Origin of the sequence: Methylobacterium sp. XJLW (genome assembly GCF_003254375.1) — a bacterium.
Classification (GTDB): Bacteria; Pseudomonadota; Alphaproteobacteria; order Rhizobiales; family Beijerinckiaceae; genus Methylobacterium; species Methylobacterium fujisawaense.
The window spans coordinates 3,671,888-3,691,542 of sequence record NZ_CP016429.1; the positions used below are offsets into that span (position 1 = coordinate 3,671,888).

Consider the following 19,655-nt stretch of genomic DNA (forward strand, 5'->3'; position numbering starts at 1 on the left):
GGAAGATGATCCCTTCTCTGCGCCCCAGTCACAGGGCTTGTTCGAAGCCGGGCGAGCCGACGGACGAGAAATCCGTCGGGTTGTCCGATCTCTAAGCCGCAATGCATCGTGGAGACGATCGGGTCCCTGCCGCTGAAAGCGTAATCGATACGATTCCCGCATCCTCGGGGACCGCACCCATGGATCCGCCCCAGCTTAGGCTGGCGGGCTGCCGAATGGTTTCGAGGACGCGCTTGCCGAAGCGCGTCGGTATTCGGGGCGTGGCGCAGCCTCTCACGCCGTATCGGCTGCGGCCCGCGATGCCATCGGCGTTCGAAAGGAACCCGTCGTTGTCCGACGCTCCTCATGCAAACGGCCGGAGCGTCGCTCCGGCCGCCATGGCGATGATGTGACGAAGGCTCAGCGCAGGATTAGCGCAGGAGCTGGAGGACGCCCTGCTGCGCGGAGTTGGCCAGGGACAGGGCGGAGATGCCCATCGACTGCCGGGTCGACAGCGCCTGGGAGTTGGCCGCTTCCTGGTTCAGATCGGCGTTGGTCAGGTTGGCCGAGCCGGTCTGCAGCACGTTGATCAGCTGTTTGGAAAAGTCCTGCCGGTTCTGCACGACCGACAGGTTCGAGCCGAGCGCGCTCGCCGCGGAGTTCAGCGTGTTGCCGGCGCTCGTCAGGGTCGACAGGGTCTTGTTGACGTCGGAGTTCAACAGGAAGTTGCCGAGGCCGTTCTGGCTGGACGTGCTGTTCGAGTTGGTGATCGACGACAGGCCCAGGCCGCTGGACGTGGCATCCACCGAGGCGACGTTCAGGTTCGAGCTGCCGGTGTCGTTGAACTTGATGTTCATGTCATTGCCCTTGCCGGCAATGAGGTTGACGCCGTTGTAGCTGGCATCGCCGGCGAGCTGCGTGATCTGGTTGAGCAGGTTGTTGTACTGGCTCGCCAGAGAAGCGCGCTGGGACACGCCGGAGATCGAGAGGTCGCTGGAGACGACGGTGGTGGCGGCGGTGCCGTAGGTCGAGGCGGTGGTGCTCGATCCGGTGAAGCCGAGCGCCGTCTGGCTGCCGGAGTTCTGAAACTCCACGTCGGCCTGGGCGTTCAGGACGATCTTCGTGCCGGTGCTGTCGGCCGAGAAGATCGCGCCTGCGCCGAACGAGCCGCTGGACGAGGTCGACGCCGAGCTGACGGCGGCGTTCAGGGCCGCGACGGTGGCGCTGATGCTCGACGAGGCGGCGATGGTGGCCGACACGGAGGTGCCGTTGATGGTCAGGAGCACCGTCTGGGAGGCGGTGCTGGCGCTGTAGGCGTTGGCGGCGGTTCCGGTGGTGGAGAGCTGGGTCGAGAGGGCCTGGTTGGCGATGGACTTGGCCTGATCGACCAGCTTCTGGATCGAGGTGATGCCCTGGTTGGCGGCCTGGATCGTCTGGACGCCGTTGGAGATGCCGTCGAGCAGGGTGTTCAGGTTCGAGGACCGGGCGTCGAGGGACTGGGAGGTGAAGAAGTTGGTCGGGTTGTCGAGGGCGGAGTTCACCGTCTTGCCGGTGGCGAGGCGGTTCTGCGTGGTCGCCATCAGCTGGGCGGTATCCTGCAGGGAGAGCAGGTTCTGGCGTGTCGCGGCCGACAGGGTGATGGAAGACATGGATCGCTAACTTTCCAACCGGAGCAACCCGATTCTCGGGGATCGCTTAAGAATACCGCTTAAGGTTAAATACGGATTAACTGCGCGAGTATTTTCAGCGCCCCGCCGCTCCTTCCGAAACCCTGCGCCGGCGCTAGGCTCATCTGCCCGCTGCAGCACAGGCCGGTATCGGCCGATTGGAGACTTGATCACGCGCGGTCGCTCATGCCGCCTGATATCTCAGTGGTCGGACCGGTACGGCGAGCCGCGCGAAGGGAAGTCAATCGAGTGCGTAGCCGAGCAGGCCCTCGGTCGTATGCCCTTCACAGCCCGCGAGGGTCGATACGAAGTGATCGCGACCGCCGGCATTGCAGCGGTAGATGGGGTGGCTGCCGGGCCTGGGGGCCTCGTAGACGAAGCCGGTCTGCCCGAGCGGGGTCTGCCCCTCGCAGCGCACGTCCCGGCTGAGGAAGTGATCCTGTCCCGCCACGCAACTCATCAGTCTTGCGGTCCCGGGGGCCGAAAGCGTCAAGACGCTGCCGACGCTGCCCTCGGCCCTGTAGGCGGGCGCGACATAGCCCGTCGTGACCCAATGTCCGGCGGGACCAATGGCGCGCCGCAAGGGGAGACGGTCGGCACCGCGGGTCGCGCGCGCCTCGGCGATCCGCCACGTGCCCGGGTAAGGGTCGCCGCCCGAGAAGAAGACGGTGATGTCCGGCAGGAAGGGCGTGAGGCTCCCCGTACCGTCCCGCCGGAAGCCCGGACTGTGATTGAGATAGAAGCCGGTCACGTCGGAGTTCAGATAGCCGAGCGGCGTCCAACGTGCCGGTGACCCGCTCAACAGGACCTTCAAGGGCATCTTGAACAGGCCCATCTGGTAGGTCTCGCGGTCGGGGTTGCGGGCCGGATCCTTGCAGGCCACCTGATGGCACACGCGACCCGGAAGCCCGGTGATGACGTAGACGTCTCCCGTCTTGGCATCGTACGCGAAATCGGAGTTCGGATTGATGGTCGCTCCATCGGTCGTCCCGTTGGGGATCCGCACCGGCGCCCCGAAATGGATGCCGTCCGCGGTGTGACGGACGTAGAGATCGCCGAAGCCGGCAACGCCCTGTGGTCCGGTGAGGTCCGTCGTAAAGACGAAGAGACCGGACTTGCCGTCCGTGAACGACGCCGGCTGACCGGTGCCGTAATTGCCCTGCGCCACCGCCGGGTTGAGCGGCCTGATGACCGGTTCGGGATAGTCGACCCACGTCACCTTGTCGTTCGAGAAAGCGAGACCGGTCTGATTGTTGTTCCCAGGCTGGTTGTCCGCGCCCGAATAGTACATCGCATAGGTGTAGGTCTGGCCATCCCCGGGGTTGACGAAGCGGCCCCGGATCACGCTGGGATCACAGACGTATTGGCGGTTCCAGGAGCCGGGCGTCGGCTTGAACACGATCCGGGCCGGCGAGAAGCCGGTCTGCGGGTCGTAGGATCGATGGAAGATGACATCGGTCTGGCCCTGACCGCACCACCAGAAATCGGTGACGCCGTTCTCCGAGATGATGCTGGGCGCGTAATTGTAGCCGGCCGGATTCGCCTCGTTGACGAAGAGGGGCTGCGCGTCGGGTCCCTTCCAGTCGGCCTCGACCCGAGCCGGCAGGGCGAGCGACGCCAGCACCAGGGCGAAAAGGGCGCCGATGAGCAGGGCAGAACCGGGCTTCACTCTCACGATCTCCCGCGATGCGCGCCGTCCGTTTCAACGCCGGCCGGAGCACCTGTCCCGAGACTGGCGACCTGAATAAGGCGGCCCTGCTGCCGACGGCCTGAACGCTTGGATCGCGGGTGGGGCGGCGTCCGACCGGCGCCGACCCTATGAATCCTGCGCAGAGGCGACGGGGCGCCGGCAGTTCGGACGGAGGGCGCGACCCAGGAGCGATTGCCGGCCCAGGATCATCTCGAAGAAATCGTATTCTCCGGGCCTGAAATTGGCTTTCAGGAACTGGAAGTGCATGTGGAACGGCCGAAGACGCAAGCGCTTGTAGTCACATTCCGGTATCCGGTCCTTGATCCCAGCCGATCGTATCAATGGATTGTGGGCGAGAAAGGCCGGTCTCTCGAGACCGATGTCGAAAATGGGGTTGAACCCGTAGCAGTTGAGCCAATCCTGCGGCGCCTGATAGTCACACCAGACGATGCGGTCGCTGTAGACGAGCGACGCGATGCGTGCGCGGATTCCCACGGCTTCTTTCGGCAACGCGACGAAGGGAAGCCCCGAGCCCAGCGTGACCAGGGACAGGCGGGGTAGGGGCCGATCGTCCGTACCGAGGCGCGCGAGGATCCGGGCAGCGACCTCCACGGCCATGGCAGCGCCGAGGGAATGACCGACGATCATGACCTCATCGGGCGCCTCCGCCGGATGCGCACGCCATTGTGCCAGTTCCGTCAGGATTCGCTCGCTGAAGAGCGCGATTCGCGCCTCGTAATCCGGTCGCCGGCCCGTGGCATGCTGCCAGAAGAAGATGCGTATGCTCAGGATATGCCAGAAGAACAGCCGGCCCAGCGCCTTGCGGATGGCGTAGAGACCCGCGCCCGCGGCCACGGCGCAGATCAGCGCCGCCCCGACCGTTTCCATCGGCGATAACGGTTTCAGGACGGCGAAGAGCGCCGTGCCGGCCGAGATCAGCAGGGCCGGGACGACGAAGACGACGAAGAACGGAAAAGCGCTCAGCAGGGTGTAGGGCCATCCGAAGCGCGCCGTCTTGAAAAACAACCCCTGTGCGAGCCCCGAAACGACGCTTCTTGCCAGCAGCGCCAGCTGGCGGAGCACGGGCCGGGAGAGATCCGCGTGGACAATGTCGCTCCAGATCAAGGTCTCGCAACAGACGGCGGCGCCGTCGCCATCGGCCGGCGGGCCGACCGTCCAGGTCCGGCTGAGACCGTCGGCGCTGGTCCGGATCTCTGAGACCGCGCGTGGCATGGTTCCGAACCGGGCCGTATGCCGGCCGAGTTCCCGTTTGAAGAACGCAGGAAACCGGATCCCGCTGCGGGCGTCGAAGCCGTGAATGAAGAAAACGTGCCGTCGCCCGACCGGTGCCGGATGAAGGTCTCTCAACTTGAATGGGGTGAACGATAAGTAGCCGCGGACCATAGGATCGGACAAGGACCTGAGCACGCGAAAGCATTGTGGCGGTCGACGGCGCCGATGGGCGCGCGCTCCATTGCACGACCGAGCGGGCTCCTCAACAGCCCGCCGGCGAAGACGGTTCCGCCGCGAGCCATCATTCATCATCCGGACGTCCTGGGGATCTCCCTCCCATGACAAGGGGGGCGAGGTCAAAAGGCGCTGGCAGGCTGGAGAAAGACTGGACTTGTGAAAACTGAACCTCCTACGGTGCGGGACGCGGGGGCAGTGTTCAAGATTCGCATGCGCTTTTCGGGGGCCTTGAGGGCGTTTCGCACCGGCGCCCTCCGACGTCACGGGCTCGGCCACATCCAGGCTGGCTTCGATGCTGCGCCGAGCGGCTGCATCGTTCTGGTCGGAGACGCGCATGCGGCGCTCATGCCGCGACCGATCGTTCCGCGCCCCGTCCTGAACGCGGGCATCGCCGGAGCGACGGCGCGCTCCTGTGGCCGCGCCCTCGATCTGTTGCGCGCGCCCCTGCCGGCTCTGCTCGCCGTCCTGATCATCGGGACCAACGACATCCGTGCCCGCTCGGCGCTGTCGAAGGCGGCGACCGACGACTTCTTCGGGCAGACAGACCGGATCGTCGATCGCCTCCAGGCCTGGACCCTCGATACGCTCGTGGCGGCGTTGCCCCCGACCCCTGCCGCGAAGGCATCGGAACGCGACCCTGCCGCGGTCGAAGTCTATTCGGATTGCCTCCGCGCTGTCTGCGTGCGCCGCGGTGTCTCGTTCTTCGATCCGTTTGCGGGATTGCGCGGCGCCCGTTTCGGCTTGGCCGAGGATGACGCCTTCGTCGATGGCACCTACCCGCGGGATTACACGGCCGTCGCCGCCCGCATCGCCAGCCACGTCCGGACGCACTTCAAATCCGAGCCCTACCTGGACAGCGCGCTCCCGGGTTTCGATGAAGAATATTACAGGAGCTGGTACGCCGACACGTGTCGGTATCCCCACGGGTTGGCGCGGCACTACCTCGATCTGGGATGGCGCGAGGGGCGAGACCCGAGCGGACAGTTCAGCACCGACGGCTATCTCGAAGCCAACGCCGATGTCCGCGCCGCAGGCGTCAATCCGCTGATCCACTTTCTTGAAGTCGGCTTCGCGCAAGGGCGGACGGGTTGGCAGAAGCCGCACCCGCGTCCGACCCGCTCCCCCCACGGCGACCCGGACGCCTGAACCGAAGACGGCCCGACAGCCCGGGACGCGCTCGTGACGGCAACCGTCGCAAAGCTGCCGCAGATTGGCGGCCAGATGCTTCCATGCGCCTCCTCCTCGCCGCCCCTGTCCTCGTCCTCATCGCCACGGGCGCAGCAGCCGGCGATACGCGCCTGGACGGAGCCGTGGTTGCGGGCAGCTTCGGAATGGGGGGGGCGGACTATTACGGCGATGTCCGCAGTCGCATGCCGTTCACCCGCGACGCGCCGCCCAGTCCGGTCGGGATAACCGACATCGAGCGCGTCCGGGCCGCACGCCGGCGTGCGGATGCCGGCGCCCGCCGGCCGGCCCATCGCTCCGCCCGTCGCAGCTGAACCGCCCCGGGCCCGACACTCGGTCCCACTCGGTCCGTACGAAGCGAAGGGCCGGGTCGGCAGAACCGGGACTGGACGATCCGGCCAAGGGGCGCGCCGCCTCAGTTCCGGTAGCGTTCGGCGAGGGCCATGAGGGCCTGGGCGAGTTCGGTGAGGTTGGCGGAGGCGGCCTCGACCTGCCGGGTGCCGGCCGCGGTCTGCTGGCTGGCCTGGCGGATGTTCTGGAGCGCGCCCATCACCTGCTCGATGCCGAGCTGCTGCTGGTTGGTCGAGGCGACGATCTGCTGGAAGGTCTGGACGTTCTCCTCCACCCGGGCGGTGATCTCCTCGATGGTCCGCTGCGTCGTGTCCGAGCGCGTCTTGCCGGCGGCGGCGCGCTTGACCGCCTCCTCGGTGAGCATCACCGAGGTGTTGATGCCCGCTGGATCTCGCCCAGGATCCCCCGCACCTGGCCGGTGGCCGCCTTGGCCTGATCGGCCAGGAGCTTCATCTCGGAGGCGACCACCGCGAAGCTGCGCCCGCTCTCGCCGGCCGCCGCCGCCTCGATGGCGGCGTTGAGCGCCAGCAGGTGCGTGCGCTCCGAGATGTCGTTGACCGTCTCGATGATGTCGCCGATCGTCTGGGTCTTCTCCGACAGGCTGACGATGTTGCCGGCCACCGCCTCCGCCTGCTCGCGGATCGCCTCCATGGCCTTGGCGGTGTCGGAGACGGCGCGCAGGCCCTGGCGGGAGGTCTGCGCGGTCGCCTGGGCGGTGGCGATCACCTCGGTGGCCCGCTTGCTGATCTGCGCGCCCGAATGGGTGATCTCGTCGACCGTCGCCGCCGTCTCCTGCACCGCCGCGAATTGCTGCTCCACCGAGGCCGCCTGCTCCTGCGCCGAGGCGCGGATCTCCGCCGCCGCCGCGTTCAGGTCCGCCGTCGCCGCCCGGTTGGTCCGCGCCAGATCCGACAGACCCGCAACCATCGTGTTCAGCGTCGCTGCGAGTCGGCCCACTTCACCGCCGGCGCGAACAGCCAACTGGCTGGACAGGTCGCCCTCGCCGACGCGGCCGACGAAGGCCATCACGCGCACCAGCGGCTGGACGATGAGACGGTTGATGGCGATACCGATCCCCAGGCAGATCAGGAGGGTGATGAGCGTTCCGCCCCACAGGGCGATGCTCTCGTTGCGCTCGCCACGGGCCACGCGCTCGGCCAGAGCCGTCCGTACCACCTCTTCGAGGCCTTCGATGGCCGACAGCTTCTCGCGGAAGGTGTCGAACAGCTGCTTGCCCTGACCGTCGGCTTCGATGCGGACCGCCTCGGCCCGTTTCGCCGGATCGGCCGCCATGCGGATGGCCGCCTCGCCGACCTCGGTCTGCCAGCTGCGAGCCGCCGCCACTGCGGCGGCGAGCAGGCGTGTCCGCTCCGCATCCTGACCGACGAGGCCCCTCAGCCGGTCGATCGCCTCGTCCAGCGTCTGACGGCCGGCTCGGTACGGTTCCAGGCTGCCGTCGCGCCCCGTGATCAGGTAGCCGCGCAACCCGGTTTCCTGGTTGAGCATGGCCGCGCGGAAGCTGTCGAGGGCGCGAACCAGCTGGTTTGACCGGCTTCGCGCGTCGGTTGCGTCCCGCAATTGATCGCCTGTGACCAGGACCGCACCGCTGCTGAGGACCGAGACCAGCGCGATGATCCCGATGGCACCGCCCAATATGCGGTTGAGACCCAGCGATTGGGGCATGGTCTGCTTCATCCTGCTCGGAGCTGCGGACGGCGCCGGATGGGCCGCGATCGAGGCATCGGGGCCTCTTAGCGCCGTCGCCCGGTCGATGCGAGGGACGGCCCTCCGTCCCGCCCCCGGCAAATGGCGCAACGACGGTCGCCTGGTTCGGATACCGCCGCCTGGGCGCCGTGATCACCGGAGGGGCAGCTGCCGAACTCCAGGCCGGAATTTACGAATTGTTCACCATCGAGCAAGTTGAACTTGTGCGGTCGAACGAATTCGTATGCATCTAAGCGCTGATATCCGGAGTTCTTGATCGTAACGGTTTTGCAACGAGCATTTGTGTCGCGGGAGATGCTGATTTCTTTCCTGATCGATACCGATCGCAAGGCTGATCCACTCGACGCGAACCTCAGGGCACGCGCGCGGATCGAGCAGCTCGACGTCGCCCTTCGTCTGGTGCCCTTCACGATTCTCGTGAGCCTGAGCGTCGTACAGGTCATCGTCTACCTGTTCTGGCAGCCCGGGAACCGCGTCTATCTCGCGGGCCTGGAGGCCCTCGTCCTGCCGCTGGCGGTCGTCTCGCTCCGGCAGTGCTGGCGCTGGCGCTCGCAGCCCAAGCCGCTCGAGGTGCCATCCTCTTTCGTCAAACGGCTCGTCCTCGCCGCGCAGATCTATGGCCTTCTCCTGGCCTCCATCCCGGTGATGCTGTTCGCCGGGGCCGATCCGAATGGGCGGCTCCTGATTGCCTCCAGCATGGCGGGCCTGATCGCGACGGGGATGAGCGCGGCGGTGCTGCCCCGAGTCGCCATCGGGTATGCCGGCCTGATCATCGTCGGCTCGTTCATCGCCCTCGCGGCGACGGGCGAGGCCTTCTACATCTATGTCGGCGTTCTGCTGTTCTTCTATGCGAGCTTCATCTGCTTCACGATCCTGCACCTCAGCCGTCTGCTCACGATGCGCGTCATCGCGCAGATCGAGCTGGAGCGGCAGCAGGAATTCACCCATCTCCTGCTCAACGAGTTCGAGGAAAGTGCCAGCGATTGGCTCTGGGAGACGGATGCCGACCTGCGGCTGCAGCACGTCTCCCCGCGCCTGATCGAGGTCGCCGGTTCCTCCGAGCGACAGCTCATGGGCCTGCCGCTGGAACGCCTGCTGCTCCCGCCGCTGGCGCCGCCCAAAAGCCATTCGAGCACGGCTCTCTGGAGTTGCATCGCGGAGCGACGCGTCTTCCGGAATCTCCACCTGCAACTCGACATCGCCGGTGAGCGGCGGACCTGGTGCCTCTCCGGAAAGCCGACCTTCAACCGGGCCGGCGTGTTCTCAGGCTATCGCGGCGTCGGCTCCGATGTGACCGAGAAGCGGCGCTCCGAGGAGCGCCTGTCCTATCTCGCCCTGCACGATTCCCTGACCGATCTCCCCAACCGGGTTCTGTTCCACCAGCTTCAGGAGACGGCCCGGGCACGACTCGCGCAGGGCGACCGGTTCGCCGTGCTCGCCCTCGACCTCGACGAGTTCAAGAGCGTCAACGACACGTTCGGCCACGCCGTCGGCGACAAGCTCCTCACAGCCGTGGCCGAGCGGCTGCGGGGCTTCGAGAGCGCCGACGTGCAACTCGCCCGCCTCGCGGGTGACGAGTTCGCGGTGCTCGCGGCCGGGCGGAGCGCCCGGGACCTGCACGCCATCGAGTCCCTGGCGAGCGGCATCGTCGAGGCGCTCGCCTCGCCATTCACCGTCGACGGCATTCGGCTGACCGTCAGTGTCAGCATCGGGATCGCCATCGCGCCGCAGGACGGATGCCAGGAGATCATGCGGCGGGCCGATCTCGCTCTCTACCGCATGAAGAGCGAGGGGCGGAACGGTTACCGGTTCTACGAAGCCGAGATGGACGAGCGGATCGAGGCGCGGCGCGCCCTGACGTCCGATCTGCGCGGCGCGCTCGATCGGAACGAGTTCGTCCTCTACTTCCAGCCGATCGTGTCGGCCAAGGAGTGCCGCGTGGGCGGTTTCGAAGCGCTCCTGCGATGGAAGCATCCCGCACGGGGCTTCGTCTCGCCGGGCGACTTCATTCCACTCGCCGAGGAGACCGGCGTCATCATCCCCCTCGGGGAATGGATCCTCCGAGAGGCCTGCCGGATCGCCGCCGGCTGGCCGGAGGATGTCCGGATCGCCGTCAACCTCTCCCCCCGCCAGTTCCGGCATTCGGATCTGCCGCACCTCGTGCGCTCTGCCTTGCGGACGAGTGGACTGGCCGCCGCCCGCCTGGAACTGGAGGTCACCGAGTCGGTGTTCCTGGAGGCGACGCCGGCGATCAACGCCACCCTGTCCAGGCTGCGTGAGATGGGCGTGCGCCTGTCCCTGGACGATTTCGGGACCGGCTATTCGAGTCTCAGCTATCTGCGCCGGATCGCCTTCGACAAGATCAAGATCGACCAGAGCTTCGTCCGCGACCTGCCGCACGAGGGCAGCGCCGCCGCGATCGTGCGGGCCATCATCGACATGGCGACGCGCCTCGACATGACGATCACGGCGGAAGGGGTCGAGACGGACGCGCAGCGGATCTGCCTCCTCGACCAGGGATGCCACGAATTCCAGGGCTATCTCTTCAGCAAGCCGCTGCCGGCCGAGCAGGCGGCGGTTCTCGCGCGCAGCCGCAAGTTGCTTCCGACCGCCGTCCAGGCGGCGTGAGGTGCCGTCAGGCGCCGAGGGGCGCCACGCCGGCCGGGCTGGGCTCGCCCGTGACCGCGTGGGGCGACACCTTCGGCCAGTAGGGCAGGAAGCCCTCGACGATGGTGCGCGGGATATCGAGGGGCCGGTAGTGGACGGTATCCACGAACATCAGCGACTGCTCGCCGCGGCCGAGCAGGCCGTTGACCTCGCTGTGGATCTCGTGCGCCAAGGTCACGAATTTCCGGTTGTGGCTCGCGATGGAGATCCGGACGGTGACCGGCTCGAACTCCATGGCCTCCCGCCGGAAGTCGTGATGGAAGGACTTCGTCAGGATGTAGAAGTCCGTCGACTTCAGGTCGAAATCCGGCATGCAGACGTTGAAGAACAATTCGCGCGCCTTGCCGACCCAGCGCACGTAATTGGCGAAATAGACGTTTCCGACCGAATTCGTATCGTCATAGGTCGGAATCAGGCGCAGAACGAACCAGTGGCCGTCGAAGCCGTGGGAGGCGACGGTGTCGGGCCGGTCGAGCGCGACGGGCACCGGCGCCGCCCGCGGCGCCCGCTCCGCCGCCGGGATCAACGTGTCGGCCGGCTGCGTTGCGCGCCATCCGAGGATCTGTGCGATCATCGGCAGGGCACCGATCAGCCCGATGAGCGGCGCGATGGCCAGGAGCGCCCAACTCGGCGCCAGATAGCCGGTGACGAAGATCAGGCACGCCGTCGCCCCGATCATGGCGTTGAGGACCGAGTCGTACCGCCGCGTCGCGCCGAGCGTCTCGCAGACGAGACAGGCCGCCGCGCCGACGAGGAGCGTGGCGAACGGCATCATCAGGTAGAGGAGTGAGAGATTCGCCCAGATCGCCGCCGCCGCCGTGGCGAGCGCCGCGCCCAGGATCCAGACCGGTGAGGACACGAGTCCCGCCGGCACGAAGGCGAGAAGCGGCGAATTGCTGCGCGCCGTGACCGAGGTCCCGAGCCACCGCGTGGCGTTGTAGAAGCTGTCGATCGTGGTGGCGGCCGCGATCGCCGTCCAGACCACGAAGGCGGCTGTCGCACCCGCCACGGATTCCCGCCCGATCGCCTGCGCCACGGCCGCATAGGCCCCCGGCAGCCCGTCCGACGAGACGACCGGCACGCCGAGCCCCGCCCGCGCTGCGAGTAGGGCATTGAGCGTCAGCAGTCCGAGGAACAGGACGGCGCCGGTGACATAGGCCACCCGCACGGATCCCCCCGAACGCCGGATCTCGAGGGCGCGCTGCCAATGCTGGATGTCCATCCACGGGCCGAGCAGGAAGCCGACCAGGGAGGGCACGACCAGACCGTAGAAGCGCTCGTCGAAGGCGGGGACCGTCCAGCCGTCCGGATGCCGGGGCAGGTCAACCAAGAGCAGCGCGCAGGCCGACAGTCCGAGGACCAGGGCGACGCCGTGGATCGTCCGGAGGCCGCGCAGCGGAACCGCATGCGCGATCGAGCAGGCGATGAGGATCAGGGCGACCAGGCCGACCACGGAGTCGCGGCCGAACAGCGGAAGCCACGCATAGGCGGCGAAGCCGAAGATCGTGATGGCGACGGCGAAGAACTGGGCCCCGAGGAACAGGAGGGCGTAGGGACCCTGCACGGACGCGACAATCGTGTCGATGCGCCGCCGGGGAGCGCCGAGTAGCCATCCGAACAGGCCAAGGCCCGTGGCATTCGGCAGAGCGAAGGCAAGAAACCCGAGCCATCCATACGTGAGGGTCACGTGGATCGCGTAGAAAAATCCGAGCCCCCAGAACCACGACAAAGCAATCGTCGGCGCCCAGGTCGCTGAGCGAATGAATTGGGAAGGCATTGTGGCCGCGAGCGCTCCGTACCGAGTGTTGCAATAGCGTATCAGACTCGTTTCGGGAATATGTCCGGCAAAAAAGAAGGCGAATATAAGATCTTACCTGCACGAAAATGCATCGACCTGTCGACAAGCCGCTGCTGCGGCTCAGCGCGGGCACATTTCCGCTCGCTGCGTCCCGATGGGCACGCGTTTGGGCCTTGGGCGCACGACCCGTCGCGGGTTCCCGGGCGATTTGCCTAATCGGCGGGCGCCGGGCCGCTGCGAACCAGATCGACGAAATTGCCGATCAGCGGAGCCTTCGGGGCCATCCACAACGCGAAGACGTCGGCGCGGATGGGCGGCCCTTCGAGGGGCCTGTAGACCACATCCGCATGCGCCAGACGGGCGACGAATTCCGGGATGATGGCGATGCCGAGCCCCGATGCCACCAAGCTCGTCAACGAGGCCGCCTCGACGGCCTGATAGGTGATGGAGGGGACGAACCCGGCCTCTGCGCAGCAATCCCACAGGTAGTTGGCGAACAGGGAATCCGAGAGCCGCAGGAAGACGAATCGCTCGTCGCGAAGGTCGGAGAGGCGGAGCGCGCCCGTCGCCAAGCGGTGGCCCCTCGGCAGGACGACCCGTACGGTCTCGGTCCACGCGCAGACGCGGACCAGATCGGCATCCTCCGGGGGGCACCGCAGGAAGCTCAGGTCGGTCTGACCGGACTTCAGCATCGCGATCTGCCGATCCGGCGACATCTCGTGGATCCGGAGATCGACCGCCGGATAGGTGCGAGCGAAGTCCCGGAGCGCCGGGCCGAGCGGGCCGGCCAACATCGAGCCGGTCAGGCCGATGTTGATGATGCCGGCGGTGCCCGCGCCGATGGCACGCGCCCGTTCCACCGCTTCGCCGGCCCGCTCCAGAATGGCGAGCGCCTGGACGTGGAAATCGTGGCCGGCCCGGGTCAGCGTCACCCGCCGCGTGGTCCGCTCGAAGAGGGCAGTGCCGACCTCATCCTCCAGGTCGCGGATCTGCTGGCTGAGGGGTGGTTGCGCCACGCCGAGGCTCTCTGCGGCGGCCGTGAAGCTCAGATATTTGGCGACAGCCACGAAATAGCGGAGATGCCGGAGTTCCATCCCGCCATCTATATGCCCCGCCTATCAATTGGAATGAAAAAGATATTTGACGTCTAGATCGGCCGGAACGATTTTGCAGCTCGGCAAATCGAAACGATGCTGCGCGTCACGATCGCCCCGCGCGCCGCCATCGGGCTTCGGTCGCCAGTCCGAGGCTGCCCAGGGGAATTGCGATGCAGCGCGTGTTCGGGTCGCTTTTCGGGCAGGTGGTCGCGGCCCTGGTCCTCGGCGTCCTCGTCGGGCGGCTGTGGCCGGACTTTGCAGTCAGCCTGAAGCCCCTCGGCGACGTCTTCATCAAGCTCATCAAGATGGTCGTCGCGCCGCTGGTGTTCGGTGTCGTGGTGCATGGCATCGTCGGCGCCGGCGATCTGCGGAAGGTTGGGCGCGTCGGCCTCAAATCCCTGATCTACTTCGAGGTGGTGACGACCATCGCGCTCGCGCTCGGGCTGGTCCTCGCCTACGTCTTCGCGCCCGGCCAGGGCATGAACGTCGACCTGGCGAAGCTGGATGCCAATTCGCTCTCCAGCTACACCGATCGGGTCGGACAGGTCACGGGAACCGTCGATTTCTTGATGAAGCTGGTGCCGACGACCTTCGTCGACGCCTTCGCGAAGGGCGACATCCTCCAGGTTTTGCTTCTCGCGATCCTGTTCGGGTCCGGCCTCTCGCTCCTCGGCGAGCGCGGCAAGCCCCTGGCCGACAGCCTGGAGCGCATCACCGAAGTCCTGTTCCGGATCATCGGCTTCATCGTGCGGCTCGCGCCGCTCGGCGTGCTCGGCGCCGTCGCGTTCACGGTCGGCAAGTACGGCGTCGGATCCCTGAAGCAGCTCAGCATGCTGGTCGTGCTGTTCTACGGGGGCGTCGCGGCCTTCGTGATCGTCGTGCTCGGCGGCATCATGCGGCTCGCGGGCTTCAGCATCTTCAAGCTGCTCGCCTATCTGCGCGAGGAACTGACCGTCGTGGCCGGCACCGCATCCTCCGACTGCGTGCTGCCGCAGGTCATGCGCAAGATGGAGCGGCTCGGCATCAAGGAATCGACCGTCGGCCTCGTGATCCCGACCGGCTACTCCTTCAACCTGGATGCCTTCTCGCTCTACCTGACCCTGGCCACGGTGTTCATCGCGCAGGCGACCAACACCGACCTGTCCTTCGGTCATCTGATGCTGATCCTCGGCATCGCCCTTCTGACGTCCAAGGGCGCCCACGGCGTGCCCGGCTCGGCGATCGTGGTCCTCGCCGCGACGCTGTCGGCGGTCCCGGAGATCCCAGTGATCGGTCTGGTCCTCGTCCTGTCGGTCGACTGGTTCGTCGGCATCGCCCGTGCCCTCGGAAACCTCATCGGCAATTGCGTGGCGACCGTCGTCATCGCAGCCTGGGAGGGCGATATCGATCGCGCCCAGGCTCACCGGGTCCTGAACGGCGCGGACACGGCCGACACCGCGGCAATCCTCGAGGCCCCCGTCGCGCAGCCGCACACCGCGTGACCGATCCGGGGCAGCCGATTACAGCTTGAAGCCGAATCCCGGAGACCGACCATGAGCGCTGGAGCCTACAACCCCCCGTGCGGCGGCCTGCCCGGCCAGACGGCGCTGATGACCGGCCGCGCCGTGTTCACCGAGGCCTACGCGGTCATCCCCCACGGGGTGATGAGCGACATCGTCACGAGCCTCCTGCCGGGCTGGGAGGGGACCCGGGCCTGGATCCTGGCACGGCCGCTCTCGGGCTTCGCCGAAACCTTCGCCCAGTACCTCATGGAGGTCGCCCCGGGCGGCGGCAGCGAGACTCCCGAGCCGGAGGCTCAGGCGCAGGGCGTGCTGTTCGTGGTCGCGGGCACGGCGAGCCTCACCCTCGACGGCGCCCGGCACGCCCTGCGGCCGGGCAGCTACGCCTATCTCTCCCCCGGCGCGGCGTGGTCCCTGCGCAACGACGGCGATGGGCCCGTGCGCTTCCACTGGATCCGCAAGGCCTACCAGCCGGCGGCGGGGCTGGACGCGCCGCCCTCGTTCGTGACGCACGAATCGGCGGTCGAGCCGACCGGCATGGCCGGCACCGACGGCGCCTGGGCGACCACCCGATTCGTCGGCTCCGACGATCTGCGCCACGACATGCACGTGAACATCGTCAGCCTGCGGCCGGGCGCCTCGATTCCGTTCGAGGAGACCCACGTGATGGAGCACGGGCTGTTCGTGCTGGAGGGCAAGGCGGTCTACCGGCTCAACCGCGACTGGGTCGAGGTCGCGGCGGGCGACTTCATGTGGCTGCGCGCCTTCTGCCCGCAGGCCTGCTACGCGGGCGGGCCCGGCCCGTTCCGCTACCTCCTCTACAAGGACGTCAACCGCCATCCGGCGCTCGCGCCGCGCGGACTCGGCCGTTGAGCGCGGACGCGCGCAGGATCGTCGCCCAGCCTCTGACCGCGGCGGCCTTCGCCCCGTTCGGCACGGTCATCGACGCGGCTGCCGTGGAGCCGCGGCCGATGAATGCCGGGATGGCGCGCCGCTTCCACGATCTCGCCGAGATCGAGGTCGTGGGGGAGGGCGCGCGCGTGGTGATCGGCTTGGTGGAGGCGCAGCCCTATCCGCTGCCGCTGCGCCTCGGCCTGGTGGAGCGGCATCCGCTCGGCGCGCAGGCGTTCCTGCCGCTGAGCGCGGCGCCGTTCCTGGTCGTGGTCTGCCCGGACGAAGAGGGCCGGCCCGGTCGGCCGCAGGCCTTCGTCACCGCGCCCCGCCAGGGAATCTGCTACGCGCGCAACACGTGGCACGGGGTGCTCACGCCCTACGGTCAGCCACAGGATTTCGTCGTGGTCGACCGCGGCGGCCCAGGCGTGAACCTCGAGGAACACACCTTCGCCGAGCCCTGGACGGTCCATCTGCCCGGCCTGGACTGAAGGCGGACGCAGACCGCGCCCGTGGCGCGCCGAAACGACGGCGATTCCGTCGCGCAGGCGGTCTCGCGCGGTGGGGACCGCTTTTGGCGGCGCTCGGCGTGTCAGGGGCGCCCAGATGCAATCAATCCCGGGGGTGGGGCCGCGAAAGTCCGTTGACTGGCACCGGCCAGCGGCTATCGAGGCCGCAACGATGGAGTCCGCACCAACGCGGACCCGAGGAAACGCCGGGCCCGCGGGCCCGCACCGGAAAGGCCGCCATGTCCCTGTCCCGCACGCCCCTGTCCCGCCGGCGATTCCTCGCCACCGGCTCGACGGCGCTCATCGCCGGCACCGTGGCGGCGCCGCACGTGGCGCGGGCGCAGAAGGCGGAGTTCACCTACAAATACGCCAACAACCTGCCCGACACGCACCCGATGAACATCCGCGCCCGCGAGATGGCGGAGGCGCTCCGCACGGAGACCGGCGGCCGGTTCGACCTCAAGATCTTCCCGACGAGCCAGCTCGGCTCCGACACCGACACGTTGAGCCAGCTGCGCTCGGGCAGCGTCGAGTTCTTCACGATGTCGCCGCTGATCCTCTCGACCCTGGTCCCGAACGCGTCGATCAACGGCATCGGCTACGCCTTCCCGAGCTACGACGCCGTCTGGCCGGCCATGGACGGCGAGCTCGGCGCCTGGGTCCGCCAGCAGATCGCCAAGTCCGGCCTCGTCGCCATGGAGAAGATCTGGGACAACGGCTACCGCCAGACCACTTCGTCGACCCGGCCGATCGCCACGCCCGACGATTTCAAGAGCTTCCGGATCCGCGTCCCGGTCTCGCCGCTCTGGACCTCGATGTTCAAGGCCTTCGACGCCGCGCCCGCCTCGATCAACCTCAACGAGACCTATTCGGCCCTGCAGACCAAGATCGTTGAGGGCCAGGAGAACCCGCTCGCGGTCATCTCCACGACGAAGTTCTACGAGGTGCAAAAGTACTGCTCGCTCACCAACCACATGTGGGACGGGTACTGGTTCCTGGCGAACCGCCGCGCCTGGGAGCGGCTGCCGCCGGATCTGCGCGAGACGGTGGCCCGCCACATCAACGCCGCCGGGATGAAGGAGCGCGCCGACGTCGCCCAGCTCAACGCCAACCTGCAGGCGGAGCTCTCGAAGAACGGCATGGTCTTCAACAAGCCCGATCCGGAGCCCTTCCGCGACAAGCTGCGCAAGGCCGGATTCTACGCCGAGTGGAAGGGGCGGTACGGCGACGAGGGCTGGTCGCTGCTGGAGAAGGCCTGCGGGAAGCTCACCTGATGAGCGCCGCGGGGGCGCCGCGCGGCGGGGTCGCGCCGTGCTCCCGGCGGGTGATGAACCTCGCGCACTTCCTGCGCCGGGCCGCGCGCCGCTTCCCGGATGCGGTGGGGCTCGCCTGGGGCGCGCGCAGTTGGACCTGGGCCGAGCTCGACGCCCGTGTCGACGCCATGGCGGCGGCGCTCGCCGCCCGCGGCGTGACCAAGGGCGACCGCGTCCTGGTCCAGGCGCGCAACAGCAACCAGCTGTTCGAGTCGATGTTCGTCTGCTTCCGGCTCGGCGCCGTTTGGGTGCCGACCAACTTCCGGCAGACGCCGTCGGAGGTCGCGTATCTCGCGAGCGCCAGCGGTGCCTCCGCGCTCATCTGCGGGGCCGGCTTTCCGGACCATGCCGCCGCCGTGCGCGCGGCCTGCCCGGACCTGAACTGCGTCGTCGAGATCGGCGGCACGGCCTTCGGGGCGGATTACGACGCGCTGGTCGCCGAACATCTGGGCCGCGCCGCGTCCGTTTCCGACGTCGAGCACGACGATCCGTGCTGGTTCTTCTTCACGTCCGGCACGACCGGCCGGCCGAAGGCGGCGGTGCTCACACACGGCCAGATGGCCTTCGTCGTCACCAATCACCTCTGCGACCTGATGCCGGGCACCACCGAGGCCGACGCGTCCCTGGTCGTGGCCCCCCTCTCGCACGGCGCCGGCATCCACCAGCTCGCGCAGGTCGCGGCCGGTACGAAGACGGTGCTCACCGCCGGCGAGCGGCTGGATCCCGAAGAGGTCTGGGCGCTCGTTGAGCGTTGGCGCATCGCGAACCTCTTCACCGTGCCGACCATCGTGAAGCTGCTGACCGAACATCCGGCCGTGGAGGCGCACGATCATTCCAGCCTGCGGCACGTGATCTACGCGGGCGCACCGATGTACAGGGCAGATCAGCAGCACGCGCTGCGTGTGCTCGGCCCGGTGCTGGTGCAGTATTTCGGCCTCGGCGAGGTGACCGGCAACATCACCGTGCTGCCGCCCCGCCTGCACGCGGCCGAGGACGGCCCCGATGTGAAGGTCGGCACCTGCGGCGTCGAACGCACGGGCATGCAGGTCCAGATCCAGGACACGGAGGGGCGCGAATTGCCGCCCGGTGAGACCGGCGAGATCTGTGTCTGCGGCCCGGCCGTCTTCGCGGGCTACTACGACAACCCGGAGGCCAACGCGGCGGCGTTCCGCGACGGCTGGTTCCGGACCGGGGACCTCGGCCATTGCGACGCGGAAGGCTTCCTGTTCATCACCGGCCGCGCCTCGGACATGTACATCTCGGGCGGCTCGAACGTGTATCCGCGCGAGATCGAGGAGAAGCTCCTGACGCATCCGGCGATCTCCGAGGCCGCGATCCTGGGCGTGCCCGACCGCGCCTGGGGCGAAGTCGGTGTTGCGGTCTGCGTCGCGCGTCCCGGGGCGTCGGTGGAAGAGGGGGAATTGATCGCGTGGCTGTCCGCCGCGGTCGCCCGCTACAAGCTGCCCCGGCGTGTGTTCTTCTGGGAAGCCCTTCCGAAATCCGGCTACGGCAAGGTGACGAAGCGCGCGATCCGCGCGGAACTCGAGTCGCGCGGTGATCTGCCCCTCGAAAAGCCGGCCCAGGCGTCGGATCGGTAGACGTCTGGCGGACGGCTCTCACGGCATCGTCGCGCGCGCGGCGACGCAGATCGGCGTCGCGGGAGATCGGCGGCCGTGGCACCGCTGGATCGCTTCGCTGCCCGCGGAGACGTCCAGACCCACCACAGTGCAGCTTGCGCATTGAGCGGGCTGTGCAGACCGCACTGCACACGTCGCCGAGATCGCCACACCGTCCTGATTCCGGCGTCTGTTAAC

13 protein-coding genes and 1 pseudogene are annotated in these 19,655 nt (G+C 67.7%); 8 read left to right on the forward strand and 6 right to left on the reverse strand.

Annotated elements, in window-relative coordinates; genetic code table 11:
* Nucleotides 1-410 precede the first annotated feature (410 nt).
* The 3 genes from A3862_RS17055 to A3862_RS17065 form a co-directional block, all read right to left on the reverse strand.
* Entirely contained in the window at nt 411-1,628 is a 1,218-nt protein-coding gene (locus tag A3862_RS17055) for a flagellin N-terminal helical domain-containing protein (protein WP_043346491.1), read from the reverse strand.
* 259 nt (nt 1,629-1,887) lie between these two features.
* Nucleotides 1,888-3,315 carry a hypothetical protein gene (locus tag A3862_RS17060; RefSeq protein ID WP_236961354.1) on the reverse strand — a complete coding sequence of 476 codons (1,428 nt, stop codon included), beginning with the start codon at nt 3,313-3,315 and terminating at the stop codon, nt 1,888-1,890.
* A 147-nt stretch (nt 3,316-3,462) separates the two neighbouring features.
* Nucleotides 3,463-4,740 (reverse strand): lipase family protein, encoded by a 1,278-nt coding sequence (locus A3862_RS17065; protein ID WP_052083627.1) that lies wholly within the window; start codon nt 4,738-4,740, stop codon nt 3,463-3,465.
* Between the two features lie 261 nt (nt 4,741-5,001).
* Between A3862_RS17065 and A3862_RS17070 the strand changes: the two genes are divergently transcribed.
* Nucleotides 5,002-5,952, forward strand: coding sequence for an SGNH/GDSL hydrolase family protein (locus tag A3862_RS17070; protein ID WP_236961356.1), 951 nt, complete (start codon nt 5,002-5,004; stop codon nt 5,950-5,952).
* A gap of 83 nt (nt 5,953-6,035) precedes the next feature.
* Complete coding sequence (locus A3862_RS17075; RefSeq protein ID WP_043758241.1) at nt 6,036-6,305, forward strand: hypothetical protein; 270 nt, start codon at nt 6,036-6,038, stop codon at nt 6,303-6,305.
* A gap of 101 nt (nt 6,306-6,406) precedes the next feature.
* Here A3862_RS17075 and A3862_RS17080 read toward each other — a convergent pair.
* A pseudogene (locus A3862_RS17080) lies at nt 6,407-8,025 on the reverse strand (methyl-accepting chemotaxis protein).
* A 336-nt stretch (nt 8,026-8,361) separates the two neighbouring features.
* Here A3862_RS17080 and A3862_RS17085 point away from each other — a divergent pair.
* Nucleotides 8,362-10,695 (forward strand): putative bifunctional diguanylate cyclase/phosphodiesterase, encoded by a 2,334-nt coding sequence (locus A3862_RS17085; protein ID WP_043758239.1) that lies wholly within the window; start codon nt 8,362-8,364, stop codon nt 10,693-10,695.
* A 7-nt stretch (nt 10,696-10,702) separates the two neighbouring features.
* Here the strand turns inward: A3862_RS17085 and A3862_RS17090 are convergent, their stop codons facing one another.
* Both A3862_RS17090 and A3862_RS17095 read right to left on the reverse strand, forming a co-directional pair.
* Nucleotides 10,703-12,463, reverse strand: a complete 1,761-nt coding sequence (locus A3862_RS17090) for an acyl-CoA thioesterase (RefSeq protein WP_335645379.1) — start codon at nt 12,461-12,463, stop codon at nt 10,703-10,705.
* Between the two features lie 281 nt (nt 12,464-12,744).
* Complete coding sequence (locus tag A3862_RS17095) at nt 12,745-13,626, reverse strand: LysR family transcriptional regulator (protein ID WP_043758235.1); 882 nt, start codon at nt 13,624-13,626, stop codon at nt 12,745-12,747.
* Between the two features lie 173 nt (nt 13,627-13,799).
* Here A3862_RS17095 and A3862_RS17100 point away from each other — a divergent pair, with 173 nt between their 5' ends.
* The 5 genes from A3862_RS17100 (at nt 13,800) to A3862_RS17120 (ending at nt 19,439) form a co-directional block, all read left to right on the forward strand.
* Nucleotides 13,800-15,110: a dicarboxylate/amino acid:cation symporter gene (locus tag A3862_RS17100; RefSeq protein ID WP_111473841.1), complete on the forward strand. Its 1,311-nt coding sequence runs from the start codon at nt 13,800-13,802 to the stop codon at nt 15,108-15,110.
* A 51-nt stretch (nt 15,111-15,161) separates the two neighbouring features.
* Nucleotides 15,162-16,001 carry a bifunctional allantoicase/(S)-ureidoglycine aminohydrolase gene (locus A3862_RS17105; protein ID WP_043346529.1) on the forward strand — a complete coding sequence of 280 codons (840 nt, stop codon included), beginning with the start codon at nt 15,162-15,164 and terminating at the stop codon, nt 15,999-16,001.
* Nucleotides 15,998-16,510: an ureidoglycolate lyase gene (locus tag A3862_RS17110; protein WP_043346533.1), complete on the forward strand. Its 513-nt coding sequence runs from the start codon at nt 15,998-16,000 to the stop codon at nt 16,508-16,510. Before A3862_RS17105 ends, A3862_RS17110 begins: the two co-directional genes overlap by 4 nt.
* Before the next feature lie 257 nt (nt 16,511-16,767).
* Nucleotides 16,768-17,802, forward strand: a complete 1,035-nt coding sequence (locus tag A3862_RS17115) for a TRAP transporter substrate-binding protein (protein ID WP_043758226.1) — start codon at nt 16,768-16,770, stop codon at nt 17,800-17,802.
* Nucleotides 17,802-19,439: an acyl-CoA synthetase gene (locus A3862_RS17120; protein ID WP_111473842.1), complete on the forward strand. Its 1,638-nt coding sequence runs from the start codon at nt 17,802-17,804 to the stop codon at nt 19,437-19,439. Before A3862_RS17115 ends, A3862_RS17120 begins: the two co-directional genes overlap by 1 nt.
* Nucleotides 19,440-19,655 lie beyond the last annotated feature (216 nt).